This is a genomic window from Lysobacter sp. P5_B12 (assembly GCF_056400425.1).
Genome location: NZ_JBFULG010000001.1, coordinates 344,809 through 363,377, shown reverse-complemented (window position 1 = coordinate 363,377; position 18,569 = coordinate 344,809). Strand labels below are relative to the sequence as shown.

The following is an 18,569-nucleotide window of genomic DNA, read 5'->3' as shown; positions in this document are numbered from 1 at the left end:
CGCGTCGTCTCCACGAAGGCCTGTGGGGTCGGGTCATTCGTCGCTTCAGTCCTCCGCAGTCGCCACCACAAACGCACCCGCCAACCGAACCATCGCCCACGTATCCCGCTCGCAGTACGCCAGCATCCCGGCGCGCAATCGCTGGCGCTCCCCTGGCGATGTCGCGGCATCGGAGGCCCGCAGATACGCTTTCTGCGCCTCGCTGCCATCGGCGACCTCGAGTGCGCTGTAATCCAGGTCCGGCGCGATGGTCGGCAGGACCGACTTGATCGACCAGGAGCCGCGCATGTCGCGGTGGTAGTAGTGCTTTCGATAGATCGGCAGCAGATCCACCAGCCGGTCGACGATCGCGTGCAGGCCTTCGGCGTGCTCGGGAAACAACACGGCCAGTTCGCGCAGGCGCGCGCCTTCGAAACCCTGGTTCCAGACGATCACCGGTCCATGACTCGGCACGGCATCCAGGAGGCGTTCGACGAATCCCTGCAAGGGCGAGGCGCCGGTGAGGTCGAGGAAGGCCGCGTGTCGCATCGCGCCATCGCGCGTCTGCGTGTGGCAGGAGAACTGGAACGGCAACTGTTGGAACGGCCGCGTGCCCAGCCAGCGCGGCACGACGAACACGATCGTTTCGAAATCCAGGTACGCGCGCGGGTAGTCGATGTCGGCCAACAGGCGTGGCAGATCGTCCGACACGAAGGTCTCGCCGGTGCGCGTCGCCGATGCGACGCGTCGATGCAGTGGATTCGGAAGTTCACTCTCCGGCACATCGCAAAGATCGAGATAGCCTGCACTCGCCAACCGGTCGGCCAACGCGCCGGCGCGCGGCAGCAAATGCACGGAGAACGCCGGGCCTTCCGGTTCCGACGCCCGACAATGCGAAAGGAATGGGCACTCGTACGGTGTGAAGCAGGCACCACTCGTCGCCAGCGCCGGCATCGGGCCCAGCGCGACCTGCTTCAGCGCTTCGACAATCCCGGGGATGCGAGGGATCAACGCCTCCACTTCGGCCGTGATGTCCACGAGTTTCAGCAAGCCGCGGTAATCGCCTTCGGTTTCGTACACGAATCGCGTGTCGACATGCCCGTGCAGGACACGGGTAACGTTACGGCCCGCGCCGCGCGCAACCCACGTCTGGATCGCGCAGTCCCAGACATGTTCGGTCTTGACCGACGTCGTCGACTTGACCTCGATCAGGGTGTCGCAGTCGCCGTGGCGCTGGAACGCATCCACGCGCACGCGAACCCGTTCGTGCGAGAAGGCGGGCTCGAACAACATCGGCGCCTGCGCATCGGGTTGCGCCAACAGGGCCGCGGTTTCCGCAAGCGCGTCGTCCACGTGCAGGTGATCGGCGGAGATCAGGTGGCCACCGCCGAGCAACGCGCGCGCCAAGTCGCCGAATCGCGTGCCTTCGTCGAGTCGGGCTTGCGCGGGAGTGCTCCATCGCGCGGCCTTGGGGTCGTGCAGCTCCAACCAAAGGCGCTTGTGGCATTGGCGGCCGGACTGCACGCGGGATTTCGACAGCCAGGGAAGGCTCATGCCGGCTGGATGAACCGTGACGCGCGGAACTCCCTCACCATCCGCGATGCGCTCGGTTCGCGCAGCATGGCTTCGAAGACTTCGTGCCAGGTGTAGCGGCGCCAGGGCGCGTCGGTTCGGCCCTTCAGGTTCTTGGAAACGATCACGAACGTCGTTTCATATCCCAGCAGGTCCTGCAGGATGAATTCCTGCAGTTGCGTCTGCGTCATGTCGAAGCCACCCAGCGGATTCCCCTCGCCCGCGCGGTAGGCGCCCACGCCGGACTCGAGCTTCGCTTCGATGCAGACAACCCTGTCGTCGCCCAGGTGCAGCACCAAGTCCGGCTTTGCGTTGAATGCCCATTTCAACATGCAGGCGCGCATCGCGAACCTGCGGCCGCCGGCCTGGCACCACGCATCGAACTGCGCGTCGCTCCAACGTGCAGGCATCTGGATGTGGTTCGCAGACGCGGCCTTCGACCCTAACCCGATGAAGAATTCGTTGAATGCCTTGCAGTCCGTCGGCAGCGCCACGTGCGGCGATTGCAGCATCGCCACGATGGCTTCGCGATAACGTTGGTTGCGCGCGTCCGCCTCCGTTTCGCGGCGACCCATTTCCGCCCATAGGTCGCGCGGGTGCGCGTACTCGAAGTAGGCGCGCGGCTCGCTACCGTCCACCGCCTCCACGCCGATCAAATCCAGAAATGCACGCAGGCGCTGCTCATCCAGGAGCAGGTGATACAACACGGCCGCGAAGTTGCGTTCCTCGCGGCAATAGTGGACGTAGTCCTCGGTGACGCCGAGGCGGTGTCGCAATTTCTGTTCGTTGCCCAATCGATTCCCCTGATCGTTGTTCATGCCATGCTTGAACGAGGCAGCCCTTTACACAACAACGGAAACTTGCGCATGGAAACCGCCAGGCCCGCCGAGGCCTTGAACTTTTTCTGGCACTGCCGCGTGGCCGTCAAGCTGATCGACGAACTGCAGGACACCACGGTGACCAAGGCCCACGCATTGCACGCAGTGCGAATGGCGACACTTTGCGCAGCCGGCAGGAACGGCGTTCAGTACGCGAGCGAGGGGGCCCGGATGATCAAGGGCGACCAGACAAAGCACTGGGAGAAGTTCGGGCTCGTCAAGGAGCACGCCATTCCGGTTCGCCTCGTTCGCACGCTCGTGCTGAATGACCTCCGGGCCACGAGCGACGGAGCGCAAGCTGCAGTCCCGCTCGTGCTCTCCGAGCAGGACATGCAAGGTCTCACGCCCAAAGTCATAGCGCTCTTCCGACAGCATCCGCGGGCCTGGCAAGCCGCGCGGATCATTCGCGAGTGGACCTTGCTGGCATGGATCACCAAGGACGAAGACGCGCGATTCGACGACAAGGCGCGGCACGGCGGCATCAGCCTTCGCGACCGCATGCCGACCGGTTGGACGCACGATCAGGACCGCTTCGCCCGGTACAACAGCTGCGGGATCGTGGTCTCCCCCATCAGCGCCCCAGCATCAAACCCGCCGCCTCACCCGCCGCACGCAACCCCGACAACGCCGCGCCTTCCATGAAGCCCTGCCACTCGTAGAAGCTGCTGGTCTGGTCGCCGGCGAAGTAGATGTTGCCGATCGGCTTGGCTTCGTTGTGCGCGATGGTCGTGAAGTAGCCCGGGCGCGGTGCGGGGTAGGCACCGAGCGCGTTCTGGTCCAGCGACCAGTTGTGCACGGCGGCCTGCAGGTTGCCTCTCGCGTCGCGGCGGACGGCGGTGGCGGCGCCCGGGAGCACGCGCTCGAGGTCGCCGAGGAAGGCCTTCGCGTCGGACTGCATCGTTTCCTGGCGCAGCACGCGTGCGGCCGCGCCGCCGACGTGGTGCGTGAGCACCGCGCGCGTCGCGGCGCCGTGCGTGGGGTTGGATTCCCAGGTGTTGCGCAGGCGCGGAAGATTGGCCGACACCGTGCCGTTCGCATTGTTGCGCGTGGCCCAGTACGGCTGGTTGAAGCCGAGCATCAACTTGCTCGCGTCGCCCGTGCGCGATTGGTCGATCGCCAGGCGCTTGTATGCCGGCATCTCCACGCTCAAATCGAACGCCACCTTGCGCAGCACGCTGAAGGGCAGCGCGAGTACGACCGCATCGTGGTCGTAGTCGACGTAACGGCCCGCGACGGCGAAGGTCAGGCGCACCGCGCCACCGGCGGTCTTGCGCACCGCGGCCAGGCGATGGCCGAGCGCGACGGGCGTCGGCAGCTTCGCCGCCAGGCCCGTGGCGATCAGGTCGTTGCCGCCGGCGACATGCAGGTGATCTTCTCGACCATCGTTGTACGCGCCGAACTTGGTGCGGCGATCGCCATGGATGAAGCGCAGGAACGCGATCGCACTGAGCTCGCCCGGTTCGACGCCGAACTCGGCTTCGCACGCGGCCTGCATCATCGCGCGCAGCAGATCACCGGCGCCGTACAGATCGAGGAAGTCCGACAGGCTCATCAGATCGAGCAGAGTCGCCGCTTCGATGTGATTGTCGGCGGTCGGCGATTTGATACGCGCGAGTTCGTCGCCGATTGCCGCGGCGAACGCGCGGTATTCGTCGACGACCTGCGATTCGGAATACGCGCGGCCGGCGAAGTGGAATTTCTCGACGCCGGCGCGGGCGAAGGGCTCGAGCTGCAGGTTCAGTTGGCGCGCGTAACCGAGCATCACGTGGTGCGAGGTGCCGATGAATTCGGCGCCGCGTTCGGCCACCTGGCCCGGGAAGAAACCGCGCAGGCTGAAGATGCGGCCGCCGACGCGCGTGCCCGCTTCGAACACGCGTGCGGTGACGCCCAGGCGCGCGAGTTCGGTCGCGCACGCAAGGCCCGCGATGCCGGCGCCGATGACGGCCACGCCGCGCGTGTTGGTGGTTTTCGCGACGACCGTGCGCACGGCTTGCGTTGCCGCGGCCCATGCGCCCGGTGCCATCGCGCCGGCCGCCGCGATCGCGGCGCCCGCGGTCGCGCCCTGGAAGAGGCGGCGACGGTCTTCGTTCTGCACGCCTTCCTGGCCGATCGCTTCCTCGGCGCTTTCGCCGGTGCGCTCGCAACGCTCCGCGAGGCGGGCGATGCGCAGCAGTTCACTCATCGTGCGGCTACGGCTCATGTCGGTTCCCCGCTCAGTAGGACTTCTGGAAGATCAGCTGCAAGGCGTTGTCGCGATCGCCCGACGAACCGAAGACGCCGCGATATTCGACGCGGATGGAGTAAGCGCCATCGACCGCGAAGTTGGCGCCCAGGCCGAGCATCCAGCGCGAACGATCGAAGCCCGCCACGTCGGCGCCGTACACCGGACCGGAGATCAGGTCGGCGTAGCGCATCGTCGTGAACCCGTCGGCCTTGAAGTCGTGCTGGTATTCGGCGCGGAACATCGGCGTGAACACGCCCCAGTCCGTGTCGTGCTTCATCTCCACGCGCAGGCCGACATTGCCGGTCGTCGCATCGACGTTCTGTTCGCCGTAGGCCAGCGAATACACGGCGTCGCCCTGCTCGGTGTAGGCATCGAGCGTGGCGCGCGAAACATCCAGGCGCGCATACGGGGTGTATTGCACGTTGCCCTGCACGATGTCCGCACCGCTCGAAAGCGACCCGAACCACTGCGTGCCATCGCGCGCACCGGTCACCGATCCACCGTTGATCGTGAGATAGCGGCGGAGGTCGAAGCGCATGTCCTGATAGCCGACCAGCCCGTCGAGGAAGAACGTTTCACCCGGGTGGTAGCTGGCGTAGGCGACGACGGAGAAAGATTCGCCATCGACCTGGCTGTTGCGCTCGCCCACGTCGCTCTGGTCGCGGCCGTAGCCCACGCCCGCGCCGAACACGAAGGACTTCGACAGGCGCCAGTCGGCACCGACGCTGAGACCGTCGGTTTCGAAATCGGCACCGGCCGCGCCGTTGCGCGCATCGGTCGAACCCGAACGGATCGCACCGCCGATCCATGCGCCCCACGCGCCGTCGGCCGTAGTGGCGGGCAGGCTGCTGTCGGGCGCATCGGCGAGGGCTGCACCGTTGCGCATCGCCGACTGCGGCGTGCACAGGTCCTGCTTCGGGCCGCGGAGCGCTTCGGGGCAACGCATGCGTGCGTTGATGCTCACGCTGTTGCTCAGGCCGCGCGCGCCGGCGCCGTGCAGGCTTTCCAGGCGTTGCTGGAAGTTGTTGATCTGCGCGTTGGCGAAGCGTTGCGTCGCTTGCGCCTGCGCATCGAGCAGGCCGCGCACTTCGGCATCACGCGTGGGATCCGGACGCGCGATAACGGCGAAGGTGTAGGCCTGCGTGGCGGTGAAGCCGAGCGCATCGGTCGCGGTGACGGTGAAACTGTAGTTGCCGTCCGTCGTCGGCGTGCCCGAGAGCGCGCCGCCCGTCGCGAGGGTGAGACCATCCGGCAACGCACCGGCGGTGACGGCGAAGGTGTACGGCGCCGAACCACCGGTCGCGGTCAGCGTCTGCGCGTAGGCCTGGTTCTGCGTGCCCACGGTGAGCGTCGTCGGCGTGATGGTGATCGTCGGCGCGGAGATCGCGAGCGTGTACGCATGCGATGCACTCGCCGCGGTACCGGTCGTGCTGTCGACGACATCGACGGTGAAGGTGAAGCTGCCGGCGACCGTCGGCGTGCCCGAGAGTGCGCCGGTCGAAGCGTTCAAGGCCAGGCCCGCGGGAAGTGCGCCGGCCGTGATCGCGTAGGTGTACGGCGCGATGCCGCCGGTGGTCGCGAAGCTCTGCGTGTACGTAACGCCCGCGGTGCCTGCTGCCAGCGTCGCCGGCGTGAGCGTCAGCGTCGGCGATGCGATCACCAGCGTGTAGGCGTTGGTGACGGTGGCCGCGGTGCCGCCCGTGCTGTCGGCGACGGCGACCGAAACGTTGAACGTACCGGCCTGCGTCGGCGTGCCGCTGAACGTGCGCGTCGTCGAATCGAACGCGATGCCCGCCGGCAACGCGCCGGTGAGCGTCGCCGTGTACGGCGCGATGCCGCCGGAGATCGTCAGCACCTGCGTGTACGCGGTGCCCGCGGTCCCGCCGGCGAGCGTGGCCGGCGTGAGCGCGATGGTCGGCACTGCGACGTTCAACGTGTAGGCCTGCGTGGCGACCTGGTTGTTCGCGTCGCTGGCCTGCACGGTGAAGTTGAACGCGCCAGATGCAGTCGGCGTGCCGGCGAGTGCACCGGCCGGCGACAGCGTCACGCCCGCGGGCAGCGCGCCTGCGGTGATCGCGAAGGTGTACGGCGCGACTGCACCGCTGGCCGAGAGCGCCTGCGAATACGCGGCGCCCGCCGTCGCATTCGGCACGGTCGCCGGGGTGACGGCGATCGTCGGCGCACCGACGTTGATCGTGTAAGCGTGCGCGATCGTGAACGGCGCGCCCACGCCCGTCGAACCGGTGTCGGTCGCGGTGATGGTCACGTTGTAATTCCCCGGCACCGTCGGCGTGCCCGAGAGCGTGTTGCCCGCGAAGGTCACGCCGGCCGGCAACGTGCCGGTCTGCACGTAGGTGTAGGGGCCGACGCCGCCGCTGGCCGTGAACGCCTGCGAGAACGCGGCCGCGTACGGCGCGTTGAACGTCGTCGCACCCGGCGCAAGCGCGATCGTCGGCACCGCGACATCCAGCGAGAACGCCTGCGTCGTGGTGAACGGACCGGCGCCCGTGCTGCTGTCGGTGGCCGACACCGAAAGCGCGAATGTGCCGGCTTGCGTCGGCGTGCCCGCGATCGTCACGCTGTTCGCGGTGGTGCCGGTGATCGACACGCCGGCCGGCAGGTTCGTCACCTGGTAACCGGAATACGGCGCGGCGCCGCCGCTGAAGGTGAAGGTCTGCGTGTACGGCGCTGCGACCGTTGCGTTGAAGCCTGCCGTCGTGGCGATCGCGATCGACGGATCGGCGACCGTGACCGAGACCGTCGCCGGCGCGGACGTGCCGCCGCTGTTGGTCGCGGTGTAGGTGAAGCTGTCGGTGCCTGCGAAGCCGGCGTTGGGCTGGTAGGTGATCGTCACGCCGCTGGCGTTGACGACGCCGTTCACTGCGTTGGTCGCGACCGTGACATTGGTCGGCGCACCACCGGTGATGTCGAGCGTCACCGTGGCGGCGGCCGAACCGTAAGCCGCGGCATGCGTGCTGGCGTTCGCGACGGGCGTGACGTCGGTGATGCCGATGGCGTAGTTGCGCGCCGTCGACACGTACGGACCGCTGCCCGTGCTGCTGTCGGTCGCCATGATGGCGAAGTTGAAGGTGCCCATCGCGGTCGGCGTGCCGGTGATCGCGCCGGTCGATGCATTGAGCGCAAGACCATTCGGCAACGCGCCGCTGGTCACGGCGTAGGAATACGGCGCGGTGCCGCCCGATGCCGCATTGAGCGAAGCACTGTAGGCCTGCGACAACGTGCCGCCGGGCAGGGTCGTCGCGGGCAGCGTGATCGCCGCCGCGCTGACGGCCAGCGTGTAGGCCTGGCTCGCGGTGAACGGGCCCGGCGACGGGCTGCTGTCGGTCGCGGTGACGGTGAAATTGAACGCGCCGCCTGCGGTCGGCGTGCCGGAGAGCGTGCCGCCCGTCGACAGCGTCAGGCCGGCGGGCAACGTGCCCGCGGTGACTGCGTACGAATACGGCGCGGCGCCGCCCGTGGCGGAAATCGACTGGCTGTATCCCGTGGCCACGGTTGCGTTCGGCACCGTCGCCGTCGTGATGCTGACCGGCACGTCGTCGTTGAGGATCGTGACCTGCGCGCTGGCGTCGGCGATGGTCGCGTTCGTTGCGCCGGACAGGTTGACGTTGAAGGTTTCGTTGGCCTCGGGCGTGATGTCGCCCACGATGCCGACGGAAATCACGCGCACCGTCGTGCCGGCCGGGAAGGTGACCGTGCCCGAACCGGCCACGTAATCGCCGGGCGCGGCGGCCGTACCATCGGCCGTCGCGTAGTTCACGGTGACGGGCTGGCCGCTCGCTGCGCTCAGGCGCACCGCGACCGCGCTGGCCGCGATCGCCACGTTGCCTTCGTTGGTCGACAGATCGTCGATCGAGATCGTCGGCGCCGCATCGTTGTCGGTGATCTGGCCCTGGCCCTGCGCGTCGGAGATGGTCGCGCCGGTCACGTTGGAGACGTTGACGAAGTAATTCTCCGACGGCTCGTTCAGTGCGTCGTCGTTGATCGCGACGGTGAAGGTGTAGGTGCTGCTGCCTGCCGAAATGATCTGGCTGGTCAGGCTGTTCGTCGTGTAGTCCGCGCCCGAGGTGGCGCTGCCATTCGCGGTCGCGATGTCGAACGTCACGCCACCGGCCAATGCAGGCGCGCTGAGCGACACGGTGAACGTCGCCGTCCCCGCGCTCTCGGAAACGGAGACATCGTTGATCGACAACGTCGGCAGATCGTCGTTGACGATGGTGCCGGTGGCGCTGATCGGCAGCGCCGTCGTGTAACCGGTGCCTGCGTTGAGCACGACGAGGACGGTTTCATCCGGCTCGGGCGTCGCATCCGCCGCGGGGTCCACGATCACCGTGCCGCTCGTCGCGCCGGCGGGAATGACCAGCGGGCCCGGGGTAGCGGTGAAGTCCGTGCCCCCCGTCGCCGAGCCTGCGCCGAAGGCCCAGTTGATCGAGATGCTGCTCAATGCGGGCTGGCTGAGCGTGAAGGTGTAGACGAGGTTCGTGGCGCCGTCTTCGGAGACCGAAGCCGGCGAGACGGCGACCGAAACCGCGGGCACGTCGTCGTTGTTGATCGTGCCGGTCGCCGCGGCGGGCGCCCCGACCGCGTAACCGGCGCCGCTGGCGACGGTGACGATCGCGGTTTCATTGGCTTCGATCGTGCCGTCGGCGATGGGATCGATCGTCAGCGTGACCGAGCTGCTGCCGTTGGGAATGACGACCGTCGCGGTGTTGCCGGTGTAATCGCTGCCGGCCGTCGCGGTGCCGCCGTAGGTCAGGTTCACGGTCAGCGCGCCGCTGGTGATCGCGCCGCGGCCGATCGTGTAGACCAGGTTGGTCGCACCGTCTTCGGTGACGCTGGCCGGCGCGACGCTGATCGACACCGTCGGCAATGCGGACACGGCGACGGTCAGGGTTTCGAGTTCGAAATAGCTGCCTGCGCCGGTGCTCGCATCGGTCACGCGCAAGGTGACCGGGTAGTTGCCGGCCGCCACGCTCGTGGTGCCACTCACCACGCCGGCAGCGGAGATCGACAGGCCCGCAGGCAACGATCCGGTTTCGATGGTGAAGATGTAAGGCGCGACACCACCCGTGGCAGTGACCGTCTGCGAAGTCGCAACGTTCTGCGAAACGGTGATCGTCGGGGTGCCGAGCGCGAGCGTGGGATTCGCGATGCTGCCCGTGTAGCCCTTGATGCCGGTTTCGACTCCGTCGCTCGCAGCGACGTCGAAGTTGTAGGGGCCGCGTTGCGTCGGCGTACCGCTCAGCGTGCCGTTCGATGCGAGGACAAGGCCGGCCGGCAACGTGCTGGCGTTCGAGAAGGTATAGGAGCCGCCGGTGCCGCCGGTGGCGGAAAGCGTCTGCGAGAACGGGGCGCCGACCACCATCGCGTTGAGCGAAGCCGGGGACACGACGATCGACGAGGTGGCCGCGGTGATGGTCACGTCGACCAGCACCATCCCACCGTCGTTGTCCTCCAGGATGAAGGCGTCGGAAGTGGCCGTGTCGCCGTTGTGCGCGTAGCTGACGAACTGCACGCCAGCGTTGTTCGCCCCGATGGTCACCGTGCCGTGGCTCGCGCCGAAGCCGGCGAGCGGTTCGCTCATGCCGCCATCGAAGGGACCGTCGCAATCGCTCACGTCGATCTGGACCGACGCGCCCGTGGCGACGGACTCGTTGATCTGCGGGCAGTAGGCCGAGTCCTGCGCGAACGCCAGGGAGGGAAAGAGCACGCCGAAGCACAGCAAAAGCGAAAAAAGAAACGCAAAACGACGGACGTCGCACGCGCGACGCGTGATCGGAAGCTGCATTCGGATTGTCCCCTGATTCCCCGGATCCGTCGCACGGCCCATCCCCGGGGCGACGCACGCGGCTACAAAAGCGTTGGCGATTGAAACACGTCGCGGTGACAAGGGAAAGCGTGACGGATTCAGCTACCGAAAGGAGACACTCGTTCCAGATACTTGCCGACGCGGACGGATGCCTGCACAGTGTCGCGTCGCGACGACCGGGGGAAACGGTGTCGTCGCGGGGTTCCGTCGCCACGTCGACGCAGGGGAAACAACGCGATGTCCGAGTTCTACCTTGGCCAGGTCATGCTGGTCGGTTTCGGCTTTGCGCCGAAATATTGGGCGCAGTGCAACGGCCAGCTGCTGTCGATCCAGCAGAACACCGCCTTGTTCTCGCTGCTCGGTACTTATTACGGCGGTAACGGCGTCCAGAACTTCGCACTGCCGGACCTGCGTGGGCGCACGCCCGTCGGCGCGGGCAGTTCGGTCGATCCGGGCTGGCAGCCGAACATGGTGCAGGGACAGGTAGGCGGCGTCGAAAACGTCACGCTCAACAGCGCGCAGGTGCCTTCGCACACGCACCAGGTTCGCGCATCCACCGGCCCGGGCAACAACAGAGTGCCGAGTGCGCGCGTGTTCGCGCAGAGCACCAACACCGCCGGCGCCGCAGAGCCCTTGTATGCGCCCGCGGGCGGTACGACGGTGCAGTTGAATCCGGCCACCGTCGCGCAGTCGGGCCAGAACCAGCCGCACCCGAACATGCAGCCGTACACGGCGCTGAATTTCTGCATCGCCCTCTCGGGCATCTATCCCTCGCGCAGCTGACGCCGCCGGAGACCGCGACCATGGAACCTTACATCGGCGAAATTCGCCTGTTTCCGTACACCTTCGCGCCGCGCGGATGGATGGACTGCGCGGGGCAACTGTTGTCGATCGCGGATTTCGAGGTGCTCTACGTGCTCCTCGGAACCACATACGGCGGCGACGGCGTCACGACCTTCGGCTTGCCCGACCTGCGCAGCCGCGCGCCGATCCACATCGGACAGGGCCCGGGCCTGAGCAATCGCGTGCTCGGCGAGCGCGCGGGCACCGAGACGGTGACGCTGACGACCGCGCAGGTGCCTGCGCACTCGCATCCGGTCTACGCGACGACGGCTGCCGCGACTTCGACGACGCCCGGCCCCGGCCTGCTGCCCGCCGCGGTGAGCGGCGATACCTTCTACGTCAACACGCTCACGGGCAACAACGCCGCGGCGATGTCGCCGGCGTCGACGACGCCTGCAGGCTCGAGCCAGCCGCACGACAACACGATGCCGACCCTGACCGCGCGCTGGTGCATCGCGTGGGAAGGCATCTTCCCGAGCCAGAATTGATCCGGAGCCTGACGTGACTGAACCCTTCCTCGGCGAGATCCAGATCTTCGGATTCAATTTCAATCCGAACGGCTGGGCGTTCTGCAACGGCGCGACGATGGCGATCCAGCAGAACACCGCCCTGTTCTCGCTGCTCGGCACCACCTACGGCGGCAACGGGATCTCGACCTACCAGTTGCCGAACTTCACCGGACGCGCGGCCGCGGGCCAGGGCCAGGGGGCCGGGTTGTCGCCGCGCGAGATCGGCGAGACCTTCGGCAGCGCGAGCGTCGCGCTGTTGCAGACGGAAGTGCCCGCGCACACGCACGCATTCAACGCGTACTCGCAGACCGCGCCGGGCAGCGGCACGGGCACGCCGGTCGCCAACGGCGGGCTGTCCTTCCTCGCCGCCAGCACGACCTCGCGCACGTTCAACGCATCGCCCGATACGACGATGGCGCCGGGCATGCTCGGTCCGTTCTCCGGCGGTTCGCAGCCGCACGAAAACAGCCAGCCCTACCTCGCGATGAATTTCTGCATCGCGTTGCAAGGCATCTTCCCCGCGCGCGACTGATGACCGCGGCATTGCGCGCGCTCGGCGTCCGCCTTCGCGCGCTCACCGAGGACGACACCGCCTGGCAGCACGCGCTGTTCGCGCAATCGCGGCCGGAGCTGACCTGGGTTCCGCTGCCCGCCATCGCGCGCGAGCATCTGATCGCGCAGCAATACGGGCTGCAGCACAAGCATTTCATCGCGCACCATGCGTGCGCGGATTTCCTCGCGATCGAACATGAAAACGAGGGTGCGATCGGCCGCTGGATCCTCGATCGTTCCTACGATGCGGGCGAATGGCGCATCGTGGACATCGCGCTGCAGGCGCACTGGCGGGGCCGCGGCATCGGCGGCGCGTTGTTGCGCGAGTGCCAGCACCAGGCGGCCGCCGACGGTTGCGCGGTGACGCTGCATGTCGCGCACCATAATCGCGATGCGCGGCGCCTCTACGAAAAGCTGGGGTTTTCGCTGGCCGGCGACACCGGGACGCACGCGCTGATGCGCTGGTCGGCGTCGCTCAGTTAAAGATCGCCTGGTACAGGAACCCGCCCCGCTCCTGCGCGATGGGCACGATGAAAATCCCCAGCTCGCCCATCTTGTCGTGGCGCATCGGATAGATCTGCTGCGGGAACACGATCGGCGAGGTATTGCGGAACAACAGCGAGAACGGTGCGCGCATCGCGCCCGGCGTGCGTTGCGGCAGCGCGCGCGCTTCGACGAGCTCGAACGGCACTTCCATCCCGTCGTAGGACGCGGAGAAGGTGGTGTTCACGTGCGGCGCGAAGTGTTCGAGGCGGAGCAGATCCATGCGCGCATGGTAAAGCAGAAGCCCCGCTTTCGCGGGGCTCCTGGTGTTGCGGTCAGTCGATGTCGAGGAAGCTGCGGAGCTGTTCGCTCCGGCTGGGATGGCGCAGCTTGCGCAACGCCTTGGCTTCGATCTGGCGGATGCGCTCGCGCGTGACGTCGAACTGCTTGCCGACCTCTTCCAGCGTGTGGTCGGTATTCATGTCGATGCCGAAGCGCATGCGCAACACCTTCGCTTCCCGCGGCGTCAGGCCCGCGAGCACGTCGCGCACCGTTTCGGACAGGTTGATGTTGGTGGTGCTTTCGATCGGGGACTCCACGTTGGTGTCCTCGATGAAGTCGCCCAGGTGCGAATCCTCGTCGTCGCCGATCGGCGTCTCCATGGAGATCGGTTCCTTCGCGATCTTCATGACCTTGCGGATCTTGTCCTCGGGCATGTCCATCTCTTTCGCCAACTCTTCCGGCGTGGCCTCGCGGCCGAACTGCTGGAGCATCTGGCGGGAGATGCGATTGAGCTTGTTGATCGTCTCGATCATGTGCACCGGGATGCGGATGGTGCGTGCCTGGTCGGCGATCGAGCGCGTGATGGCCTGGCGGATCCACCAGGTGGCATACGTCGAGAACTTGTAGCCGCGGCGGTATTCGAACTTGTCGACCGCCTTCATCAGGCCGATGTTGCCTTCCTGGATGAGGTCGAGGAACTGCAGGCCGCGGTTGGTGTACTTCTTGGCGATGGAGATCACCAGGCGCAGGTTGGCCTCGACCATCTCCTTCTTGGCCTTGCGGGCCTTCGCCTCGCCGTAGGCCATCGCGCGCGAGATTTCCTTGATGTCGGGCAGCTGCAGGTACAGCGCCTGTTCCACCGCGATGGTGGCTTCCTGCTCGGCGACGATCTGTTCCTTGACGTCGCGCAGGCCCGAGGACCACTTCTGCTTGCGCTTGAGGACGTCGTCCACCCAACCCAGGTTGGTCTGGTTGCCTTCCCAGGCGCGCAGGAAATCCTTGCGCGGCATGCGCGCGACGCGCGTGGCCAGGTCGAGGATGCGGCGCTCGTGGTCCTTGATCTCGCCCACCACGTCGCGCAGCTTGCGGACCAGCGTATCGGTCAGCGGCAGCGGCAGCTTGAGCGTCATGAAGATCTCGGCCATCTCCTCGCGGAGCTTGGCGACCGGCTTCGCGGTCGGGCCGTTCTTCTGGTAGGACTTCTGGAACTTCTGGTAGAGGGCGCCCATCGCGTCCATGCGGCGCAGGACTTCGGCCGGATCCGGACCCGTCGGGCCCGTTTCCTCGGCGGCTTCCTCGCCTTCGGCGACTTCTTCTTCCTCGACTTCGGCGGCGTTCTCGTCGACTTCAGCGGGCACCGGGATTTCGGCGACCGGCTCTTCGATGTCGTTGAAGCCCGCGACGATTTCGGCCAGGCGCTTCTTGCCGGCCTTGTGCAGGTCGTATTCCTCCAGCAGCAGCTGGATCGACCAGGGGAAGCTCGCCAGTGCCGAGAGCATCTGGTTGAGGCCTTCCTCGATGCGCTTGGCGATGGCGATTTCGCCTTCGCGCGTCAGCAGTTCGACCGTGCCCATCTCGCGCATGTACATGCGGACGGGGTCGGTCGTGCGGCCGCCTTCGGAATCGAGCGCGGTCAGCGCGGCCGCGGCTTCTTCGGCCGCGGTGTCGTCGACTTCGCGACCGCCGCCGGACGAACCGGCGAGGAGGAGGGTTTCGGCGTCGGGTGCAACTTCGTGCACTTCGATGCCCATGCCGTTGATCATGCCGATGATGTCTTCGATCTGTTCGGGATCGACGACGTCGTCGGGCAGGTGATCGTTGACTTCGGCGTAGGTCAGGTATCCCTGTTCCAGGCCCTTGCTGATCAGCTGCTTGATGTCGGACTGGGGGGCCTGGCGTTCGGTTGCCATGTGGTGCGCCACCGTTTATGAGGGTCTGAGGGAACCCGGCATTATACCCGCCGGGGGTGATGATCAGGGTCGGAGAAGGAAGGTGACCGGCCCGTCATTGACGAGACGAACGATCATATGGGCCCGGAACCGGCCTGTTTCCACCCTTCCCGCGTGCCGCTGGCGGCAAGCTTCGACAAGTTTGTTGAAGCCGGGTTCAGCGACTTCCGGCGGCGCGGCCGTGCTGAAGCTGGGGCGCATGCCCGACTGCGTGTCCGCGGCCAGGGTGAACTGGCTGACGAGCAGCAGCCCGCCCCCCGTGTCCTTCAGCCCGAGGTTCATCTTGCCCTGCGCGTCTTCGAAAACACGGTATCCGAGGAGGCGTTCGGCGATCCGCGCGATCTGCGCGTCGGTATCCCCCGGCTCCATGCCGACGAAGGCGAGCAGGCCGGCATCGATGGCGCCGACGATGGCGCCGTCGACCACCACGCTGGCTTCGGTGACGCGCTGGATGAGGGCGAGCATGGCGTTGCGATCGTGGCCGGGTGCGCCAAGCTAGCAGACCGCGCCCGCTAGACTTCCCACGTGACCGACTTCGCCGCAGGCCTCATCCACCTCCTCGCCACCTGGTTCGCCCGCCTGCCCTGGCCGTGGCTGCGGGCGATGGCGGACGGCTTCGCCCGCCTCTGGGCCGGCCGCGATGCGCGCAGCGCCCGGGTGGTGAAGCGGAACCTCGAACTGGCCTACCCCGAATGGCTGCCCGCGCAACGGGCGCAGCGGACCGCCGATGTCCTGCGGACCACCACGCGGCAGGCGCTGGAAACCCTGCGCTTCTGGACGCGGCCGCACGCACGCAATCTCGCGCTGATCCGCGAGTCGCACGGCGTGGAGCTCTTCGACGCCGCGCTCGCTGCCGGCAAGGGCCTGATCGTCGCCGCCCCGCATTACGGCAACTGGGAGTTGTTGAACCAGTGGCTGGCCTCGCGCACGCAACTGGCGATCCTCTACGCACCGCCCGATTCGAAGATCGGCGAAGCCTTCCTGCGCCGCGTGCGCGCCGCGCACGGCGATGCCGATCGCGTGACGCAGGTGCGGGCCGAAGGTCCGGCGATCCGCGGCTTGTTCAAGTTGCTGCAGGGCGGCGGTGTCGCCGGGATCCTGCCCGACCAGCAACCCAAGGCCGGCGACGGCGAGTTCGCGCCGTTCTTCGGGACTCCCGCACTGACCATGACGCTGCTCACGCGCTTGGCCCAGCGCACGGGCGCGACGGTATTGGTCGGATATTGCGAGCGCATCGGGCAAACCGACGACGGCCCGGCATTCGCGTTGCGCTTCGAAGCGGTGCCCGATGCGGCGAAGGATGTCGCGGCGTTGAACGCCGCCATCGAACGCGTCGCGCGCCGCGACCCTGCGCAATATCAATGGACCTACAAGCGCTTCTCGATCCCCGCGCCCGGCAGTCCGCTCGGCAATCCGTACTGGCCCGACTGCTACCCTGCAAGCGCGCAACGCGCCGCGCTGGCGCGCACCGGGGAAGGGGAATCGCAGTGAGCGAAGCCGCAACGGACGAAACGATGCCGATCGACGCGCAGTGGCGGCCCTTGTCGCCACGCGCGAAGACGTTGTACGCGTTGCGCCATGGCGCGATCGGGTTCGTCGCGGGCATTCCGATTGCCGTGTTGGCGTTTTCTTTCGGCACGCAGATCGGCACCGGGGGTGCGGCCGCCATCGCGTTGTCGTCGTGGGCGGTGTTGCTGGCGCTGGGCGTCATCGTGGGGATCAAGCGTTTTCGTTCGAGTGCATGGCGCCTGGGCGAGGATGGTTTCGCGTATCGCCGCGGCCGCCTGTTCTTTCGCGAAACCCGCGTGCCCGCCTCGCGCGTGCAACACCTGGATCTCAAACACGGCCCGCTCGAGCGGCGCTGGAACCTCGCCACGCTCGTGGTCCACACCGCGGGCAGCAAGATGAGCGCGGTGTCGGTGACCGGCCTGGATGCCGGGGATGCCGAAGCCCTGCGCGACCGCCTCGCGCGCCAACTCGACGACGATGACGCCCTCTGACGCGGCGCCGCCGGATCGGCGGCTCCATCCGTGGTCGTGGCTGTTCGTGCTGCTGCAGCAACTACGGCAGTTCATCATTCCGATCGTCGCCGCGTTCTTCTTCGGCGGCGACCGCAACGAGTTGTGGCCGCTGATCGGCGTCGGCGTGCTCACGCTGACCTCGGTGCTGCAGTACGTCACCTATCGCTACAGCGTCGGCCGCGACGGGTTGACGATCCGTAGCGGCTGGCTGCATCGGCAACGTCGCGAGATCCCCTACGCGCGCATCCACAACGTGTCGGTGAACCAGACGGTGTTGCATCGGATGTTCGGCGTGGCCGAATTGCGACTGGATTCGGCGGGCGGCGACAAACCCGAAGCCACGATGCGCGTGTTGCGCATGGATGATGCGCTCGCGCTGGAGCGGCTGATCCGGCATCGCGGTGCGACGGTCGATGTCGCCGCCGAAGGTGAAGCGCCTTCGTCGCACGTGCTGCTCGCCTTGTCGCCGGGCGAAGTCTTGCGTCTTGGCCTGATCTCCAATCGCGGGCTGCTCGTCCTGCTCGGCGGTTACGCCGCTTCGATGCAGTTCGCGCCGCGCCTGGCGGAAAACCTGTTCGAAACCTGGGGCAAGGCGATGTTCGGCTGGGCCGAGTCGCACCACTTCGGCGTGCAGGATTACGCCATCGCCGGTGCGACGCTGGTCATCGCATTGCTGGCGATGATGCGCCTGTTGTCGCTCGCGCTGGCCTTGTTGCAGTACTACGGTTTCGTGCTGAGCGAAGACGGGCCGCGGCTCACCGTGGAGCGCGGGTTGCTCGCGCGTTCGCGCAACTCCGCATCCAAGCGACGCCTGCAAGCGTGGACCCTGCAGGAAGGCGTGCTGCATCGTTTGCTCGGGCGCCGCAGTCTGCAGGTCGATACCGCGGGCGGACAGACGCGCGAAGGCCAGGCCCCGCGCGCCTTCCGTGAATTGGCACCGGTCGCGACGCCCGCGCAATGCGATGCGCTGATCGAACACCTCCTGCCCGATGTCGGCTGGTCTTCGCTCGAGTGGCAATCTCTGCATCCGAAATCGGCGATCCGCGTTTTCCTCGCGAATGCGTGGTTCCCGGGACTCGTCGTGATCGCGCTGACGTGGCGCTTCGGGTGGATCGGCCTGCTCGCGCTCGCGTGGCCGGCGTGGACCTGGTTCGTCGCGCAACACCATGCGCGCCGTTCGGGTTACGCGGTGAACGAGAAGCTCATCGCCGTGCGCGCGGGCTGGTGGTCGCGGCAGTGGCGGTTCGCGGAGATCGACAAATTGCAGGCGCTGCGCATCGCAACCGGCCCGCTCGACCGGCGCTGGGGCATGGCGACCTTGTGGCTCGATACCGCGGGCGTCGGTGCGATGTCCGGCCCCTTGCGCATCGCACACATGCCCGAAGCGGAAGCACGCGAGTTGTGCGATCGGCTGGCGCGGCGGTTGGCTTCGCGCAAACTGCGCTGGTGA

At 67.1% G+C, this 18,569-nt stretch carries 15 protein-coding genes; 8 read left to right on the top strand and 7 right to left on the bottom strand.

Translation table 11 applies throughout. The features are described 5' to 3' along the window. Positions 1-45: 45 nt before the first annotated feature. Positions 46-1,533 (bottom strand): DUF2779 domain-containing protein, encoded by a 1,488-nt coding sequence (locus AC1DOM_RS01660; protein WP_498959579.1) that lies wholly within the window; start codon positions 1,531-1,533, stop codon positions 46-48. Further along, a complete protein-coding gene (locus tag AC1DOM_RS01655; protein ID WP_498959577.1) occupies positions 1,530-2,369 on the bottom strand; it encodes a hypothetical protein in 840 nt (279 codons plus the stop codon). Before AC1DOM_RS01655 ends, AC1DOM_RS01660 begins: the two co-directional genes overlap by 4 nt. A gap of 48 nt (positions 2,370-2,417) precedes the next feature. On the opposite strand from AC1DOM_RS01655, the gene AC1DOM_RS01650 reads away from it, so the two are divergent. Next, positions 2,418-3,071 carry a hypothetical protein gene (locus AC1DOM_RS01650; protein WP_498959576.1) on the top strand — a complete coding sequence of 218 codons (654 nt, stop codon included), beginning with the start codon at positions 2,418-2,420 and terminating at the stop codon, positions 3,069-3,071. Here AC1DOM_RS01650 and AC1DOM_RS01645 read toward each other — a convergent pair. Together AC1DOM_RS01645 and AC1DOM_RS01640 are read right to left on the bottom strand one after the other, a co-directional pair. Then, positions 3,001-4,629 carry a flavin monoamine oxidase family protein gene (locus tag AC1DOM_RS01645; protein WP_498959574.1) on the bottom strand — a complete coding sequence of 543 codons (1,629 nt, stop codon included), beginning with the start codon at positions 4,627-4,629 and terminating at the stop codon, positions 3,001-3,003. The genes AC1DOM_RS01650 and AC1DOM_RS01645 overlap by 71 nt on opposite strands. A 13-nt stretch (positions 4,630-4,642) precedes the next feature. Then, entirely contained in the window at positions 4,643-10,459 is a 5,817-nt protein-coding gene (locus AC1DOM_RS01640; protein WP_498959572.1) for a putative Ig domain-containing protein, read from the bottom strand. 258 nt (positions 10,460-10,717) lie between these two features. On the opposite strand from AC1DOM_RS01640, the gene AC1DOM_RS01635 reads away from it, so the two are divergent. From AC1DOM_RS01635 to AC1DOM_RS01620, 4 genes are read left to right on the top strand one after another with little or no spacing between them, the layout of a single operon-like run. Continuing rightward, positions 10,718-11,263 carry a phage tail protein gene (locus AC1DOM_RS01635; protein WP_498959570.1) on the top strand — a complete coding sequence of 182 codons (546 nt, stop codon included), beginning with the start codon at positions 10,718-10,720 and terminating at the stop codon, positions 11,261-11,263. A 20-nt stretch (positions 11,264-11,283) separates the two neighbouring features. Beyond that, positions 11,284-11,811, top strand: coding sequence for a phage tail protein (locus AC1DOM_RS01630; protein ID WP_498959568.1), 528 nt, complete (start codon positions 11,284-11,286; stop codon positions 11,809-11,811). Between the two features lie 13 nt (positions 11,812-11,824). Beyond that, positions 11,825-12,364, top strand: coding sequence for a phage tail protein (locus AC1DOM_RS01625; RefSeq protein WP_498959567.1), 540 nt, complete (start codon positions 11,825-11,827; stop codon positions 12,362-12,364). Next, positions 12,364-12,867 (top strand): GNAT family N-acetyltransferase, encoded by a 504-nt coding sequence (locus AC1DOM_RS01620; protein WP_498959565.1) that lies wholly within the window; start codon positions 12,364-12,366, stop codon positions 12,865-12,867. The genes AC1DOM_RS01625 and AC1DOM_RS01620 overlap by 1 nt, the downstream gene beginning before the upstream one ends. Here AC1DOM_RS01620 and AC1DOM_RS01615 read toward each other — a convergent pair. The 3 genes from AC1DOM_RS01615 to dtd all read right to left on the bottom strand — a co-directional run bounded on the left by AC1DOM_RS01615 (position 12,860) and on the right by dtd (position 15,563). Next, positions 12,860-13,150, bottom strand: a complete 291-nt coding sequence (locus AC1DOM_RS01615; RefSeq protein WP_498959563.1) for a DUF6916 family protein — start codon at positions 13,148-13,150, stop codon at positions 12,860-12,862. The two genes, AC1DOM_RS01620 and AC1DOM_RS01615, sit on opposite strands and share 8 nt — an antisense overlap. 52 nt (positions 13,151-13,202) lie before the next feature. After that, positions 13,203-15,059 (bottom strand): RNA polymerase sigma factor RpoD, encoded by a 1,857-nt coding sequence (gene rpoD, locus AC1DOM_RS01610; protein ID WP_498959561.1) that lies wholly within the window; start codon positions 15,057-15,059, stop codon positions 13,203-13,205. A 63-nt stretch (positions 15,060-15,122) separates the two neighbouring features. After that, positions 15,123-15,563, bottom strand: coding sequence for a D-aminoacyl-tRNA deacylase (gene dtd / locus AC1DOM_RS01605; protein WP_498959559.1), 441 nt, complete (start codon positions 15,561-15,563; stop codon positions 15,123-15,125). A 60-nt stretch (positions 15,564-15,623) separates the two neighbouring features. Here dtd and AC1DOM_RS01600 point away from each other — a divergent pair, with 60 nt between their 5' ends. Genes AC1DOM_RS01600 through AC1DOM_RS01590 form a run of 3 tightly spaced genes read left to right on the top strand, consistent with a single transcriptional unit; the run spans position 15,624 to position 18,569 of the window. After that, positions 15,624-16,589, top strand: a complete 966-nt coding sequence (locus tag AC1DOM_RS01600) for a lauroyl acyltransferase (protein WP_498959556.1) — start codon at positions 15,624-15,626, stop codon at positions 16,587-16,589. 23 nt (positions 16,590-16,612) lie between these two features. Further along, a complete protein-coding gene (locus AC1DOM_RS01595; RefSeq protein WP_498960199.1) occupies positions 16,613-17,098 on the top strand; it encodes a PH domain-containing protein in 486 nt (161 codons plus the stop codon). After that, positions 17,085-18,569 carry a PH domain-containing protein gene (locus tag AC1DOM_RS01590; protein ID WP_498960197.1) on the top strand — a complete coding sequence of 495 codons (1,485 nt, stop codon included), beginning with the start codon at positions 17,085-17,087 and terminating at the stop codon, positions 18,567-18,569. Before AC1DOM_RS01595 ends, AC1DOM_RS01590 begins: the two co-directional genes overlap by 14 nt.

Coding starts and splice junctions, on each gene's coding strand:
- AC1DOM_RS01660 (WP_498959579.1), bottom strand. CDS start 1,533: ATGAGCCTTCCCTGGCTGTCGAAATCCCGCGTGCAGTCCGGCCGCCAA.
- AC1DOM_RS01655 (WP_498959577.1), bottom strand. CDS start 2,369: ATGAACAACGATCAGGGGAATCGATTGGGCAACGAACAGAAATTGCGA.
- AC1DOM_RS01650 (WP_498959576.1), top strand. CDS start 2,418: ATGGAAACCGCCAGGCCCGCCGAGGCCTTGAACTTTTTCTGGCACTGC.
- AC1DOM_RS01645 (WP_498959574.1), bottom strand. CDS start 4,629: ATGAGCCGTAGCCGCACGATGAGTGAACTGCTGCGCATCGCCCGCCTC.
- AC1DOM_RS01640 (WP_498959572.1), bottom strand. CDS start 10,459: ATGCAGCTTCCGATCACGCGTCGCGCGTGCGACGTCCGTCGTTTTGCG.
- AC1DOM_RS01635 (WP_498959570.1), top strand. CDS start 10,718: ATGTCCGAGTTCTACCTTGGCCAGGTCATGCTGGTCGGTTTCGGCTTT.
- AC1DOM_RS01630 (WP_498959568.1), top strand. CDS start 11,284: ATGGAACCTTACATCGGCGAAATTCGCCTGTTTCCGTACACCTTCGCG.
- AC1DOM_RS01620 (WP_498959565.1), top strand. CDS start 12,364: ATGACCGCGGCATTGCGCGCGCTCGGCGTCCGCCTTCGCGCGCTCACC.
- AC1DOM_RS01615 (WP_498959563.1), bottom strand. CDS start 13,150: ATGGATCTGCTCCGCCTCGAACACTTCGCGCCGCACGTGAACACCACC.
- rpoD (WP_498959561.1), bottom strand. CDS start 15,059: ATGGCAACCGAACGCCAGGCCCCCCAGTCCGACATCAAGCAGCTGATC.
- dtd (WP_498959559.1), bottom strand. CDS start 15,563: ATGCTCGCCCTCATCCAGCGCGTCACCGAAGCCAGCGTGGTGGTCGAC.
- AC1DOM_RS01595 (WP_498960199.1), top strand. CDS start 16,613: ATGCCGATCGACGCGCAGTGGCGGCCCTTGTCGCCACGCGCGAAGACG.
- AC1DOM_RS01590 (WP_498960197.1), top strand. CDS start 17,085: ATGACGCCCTCTGACGCGGCGCCGCCGGATCGGCGGCTCCATCCGTGG.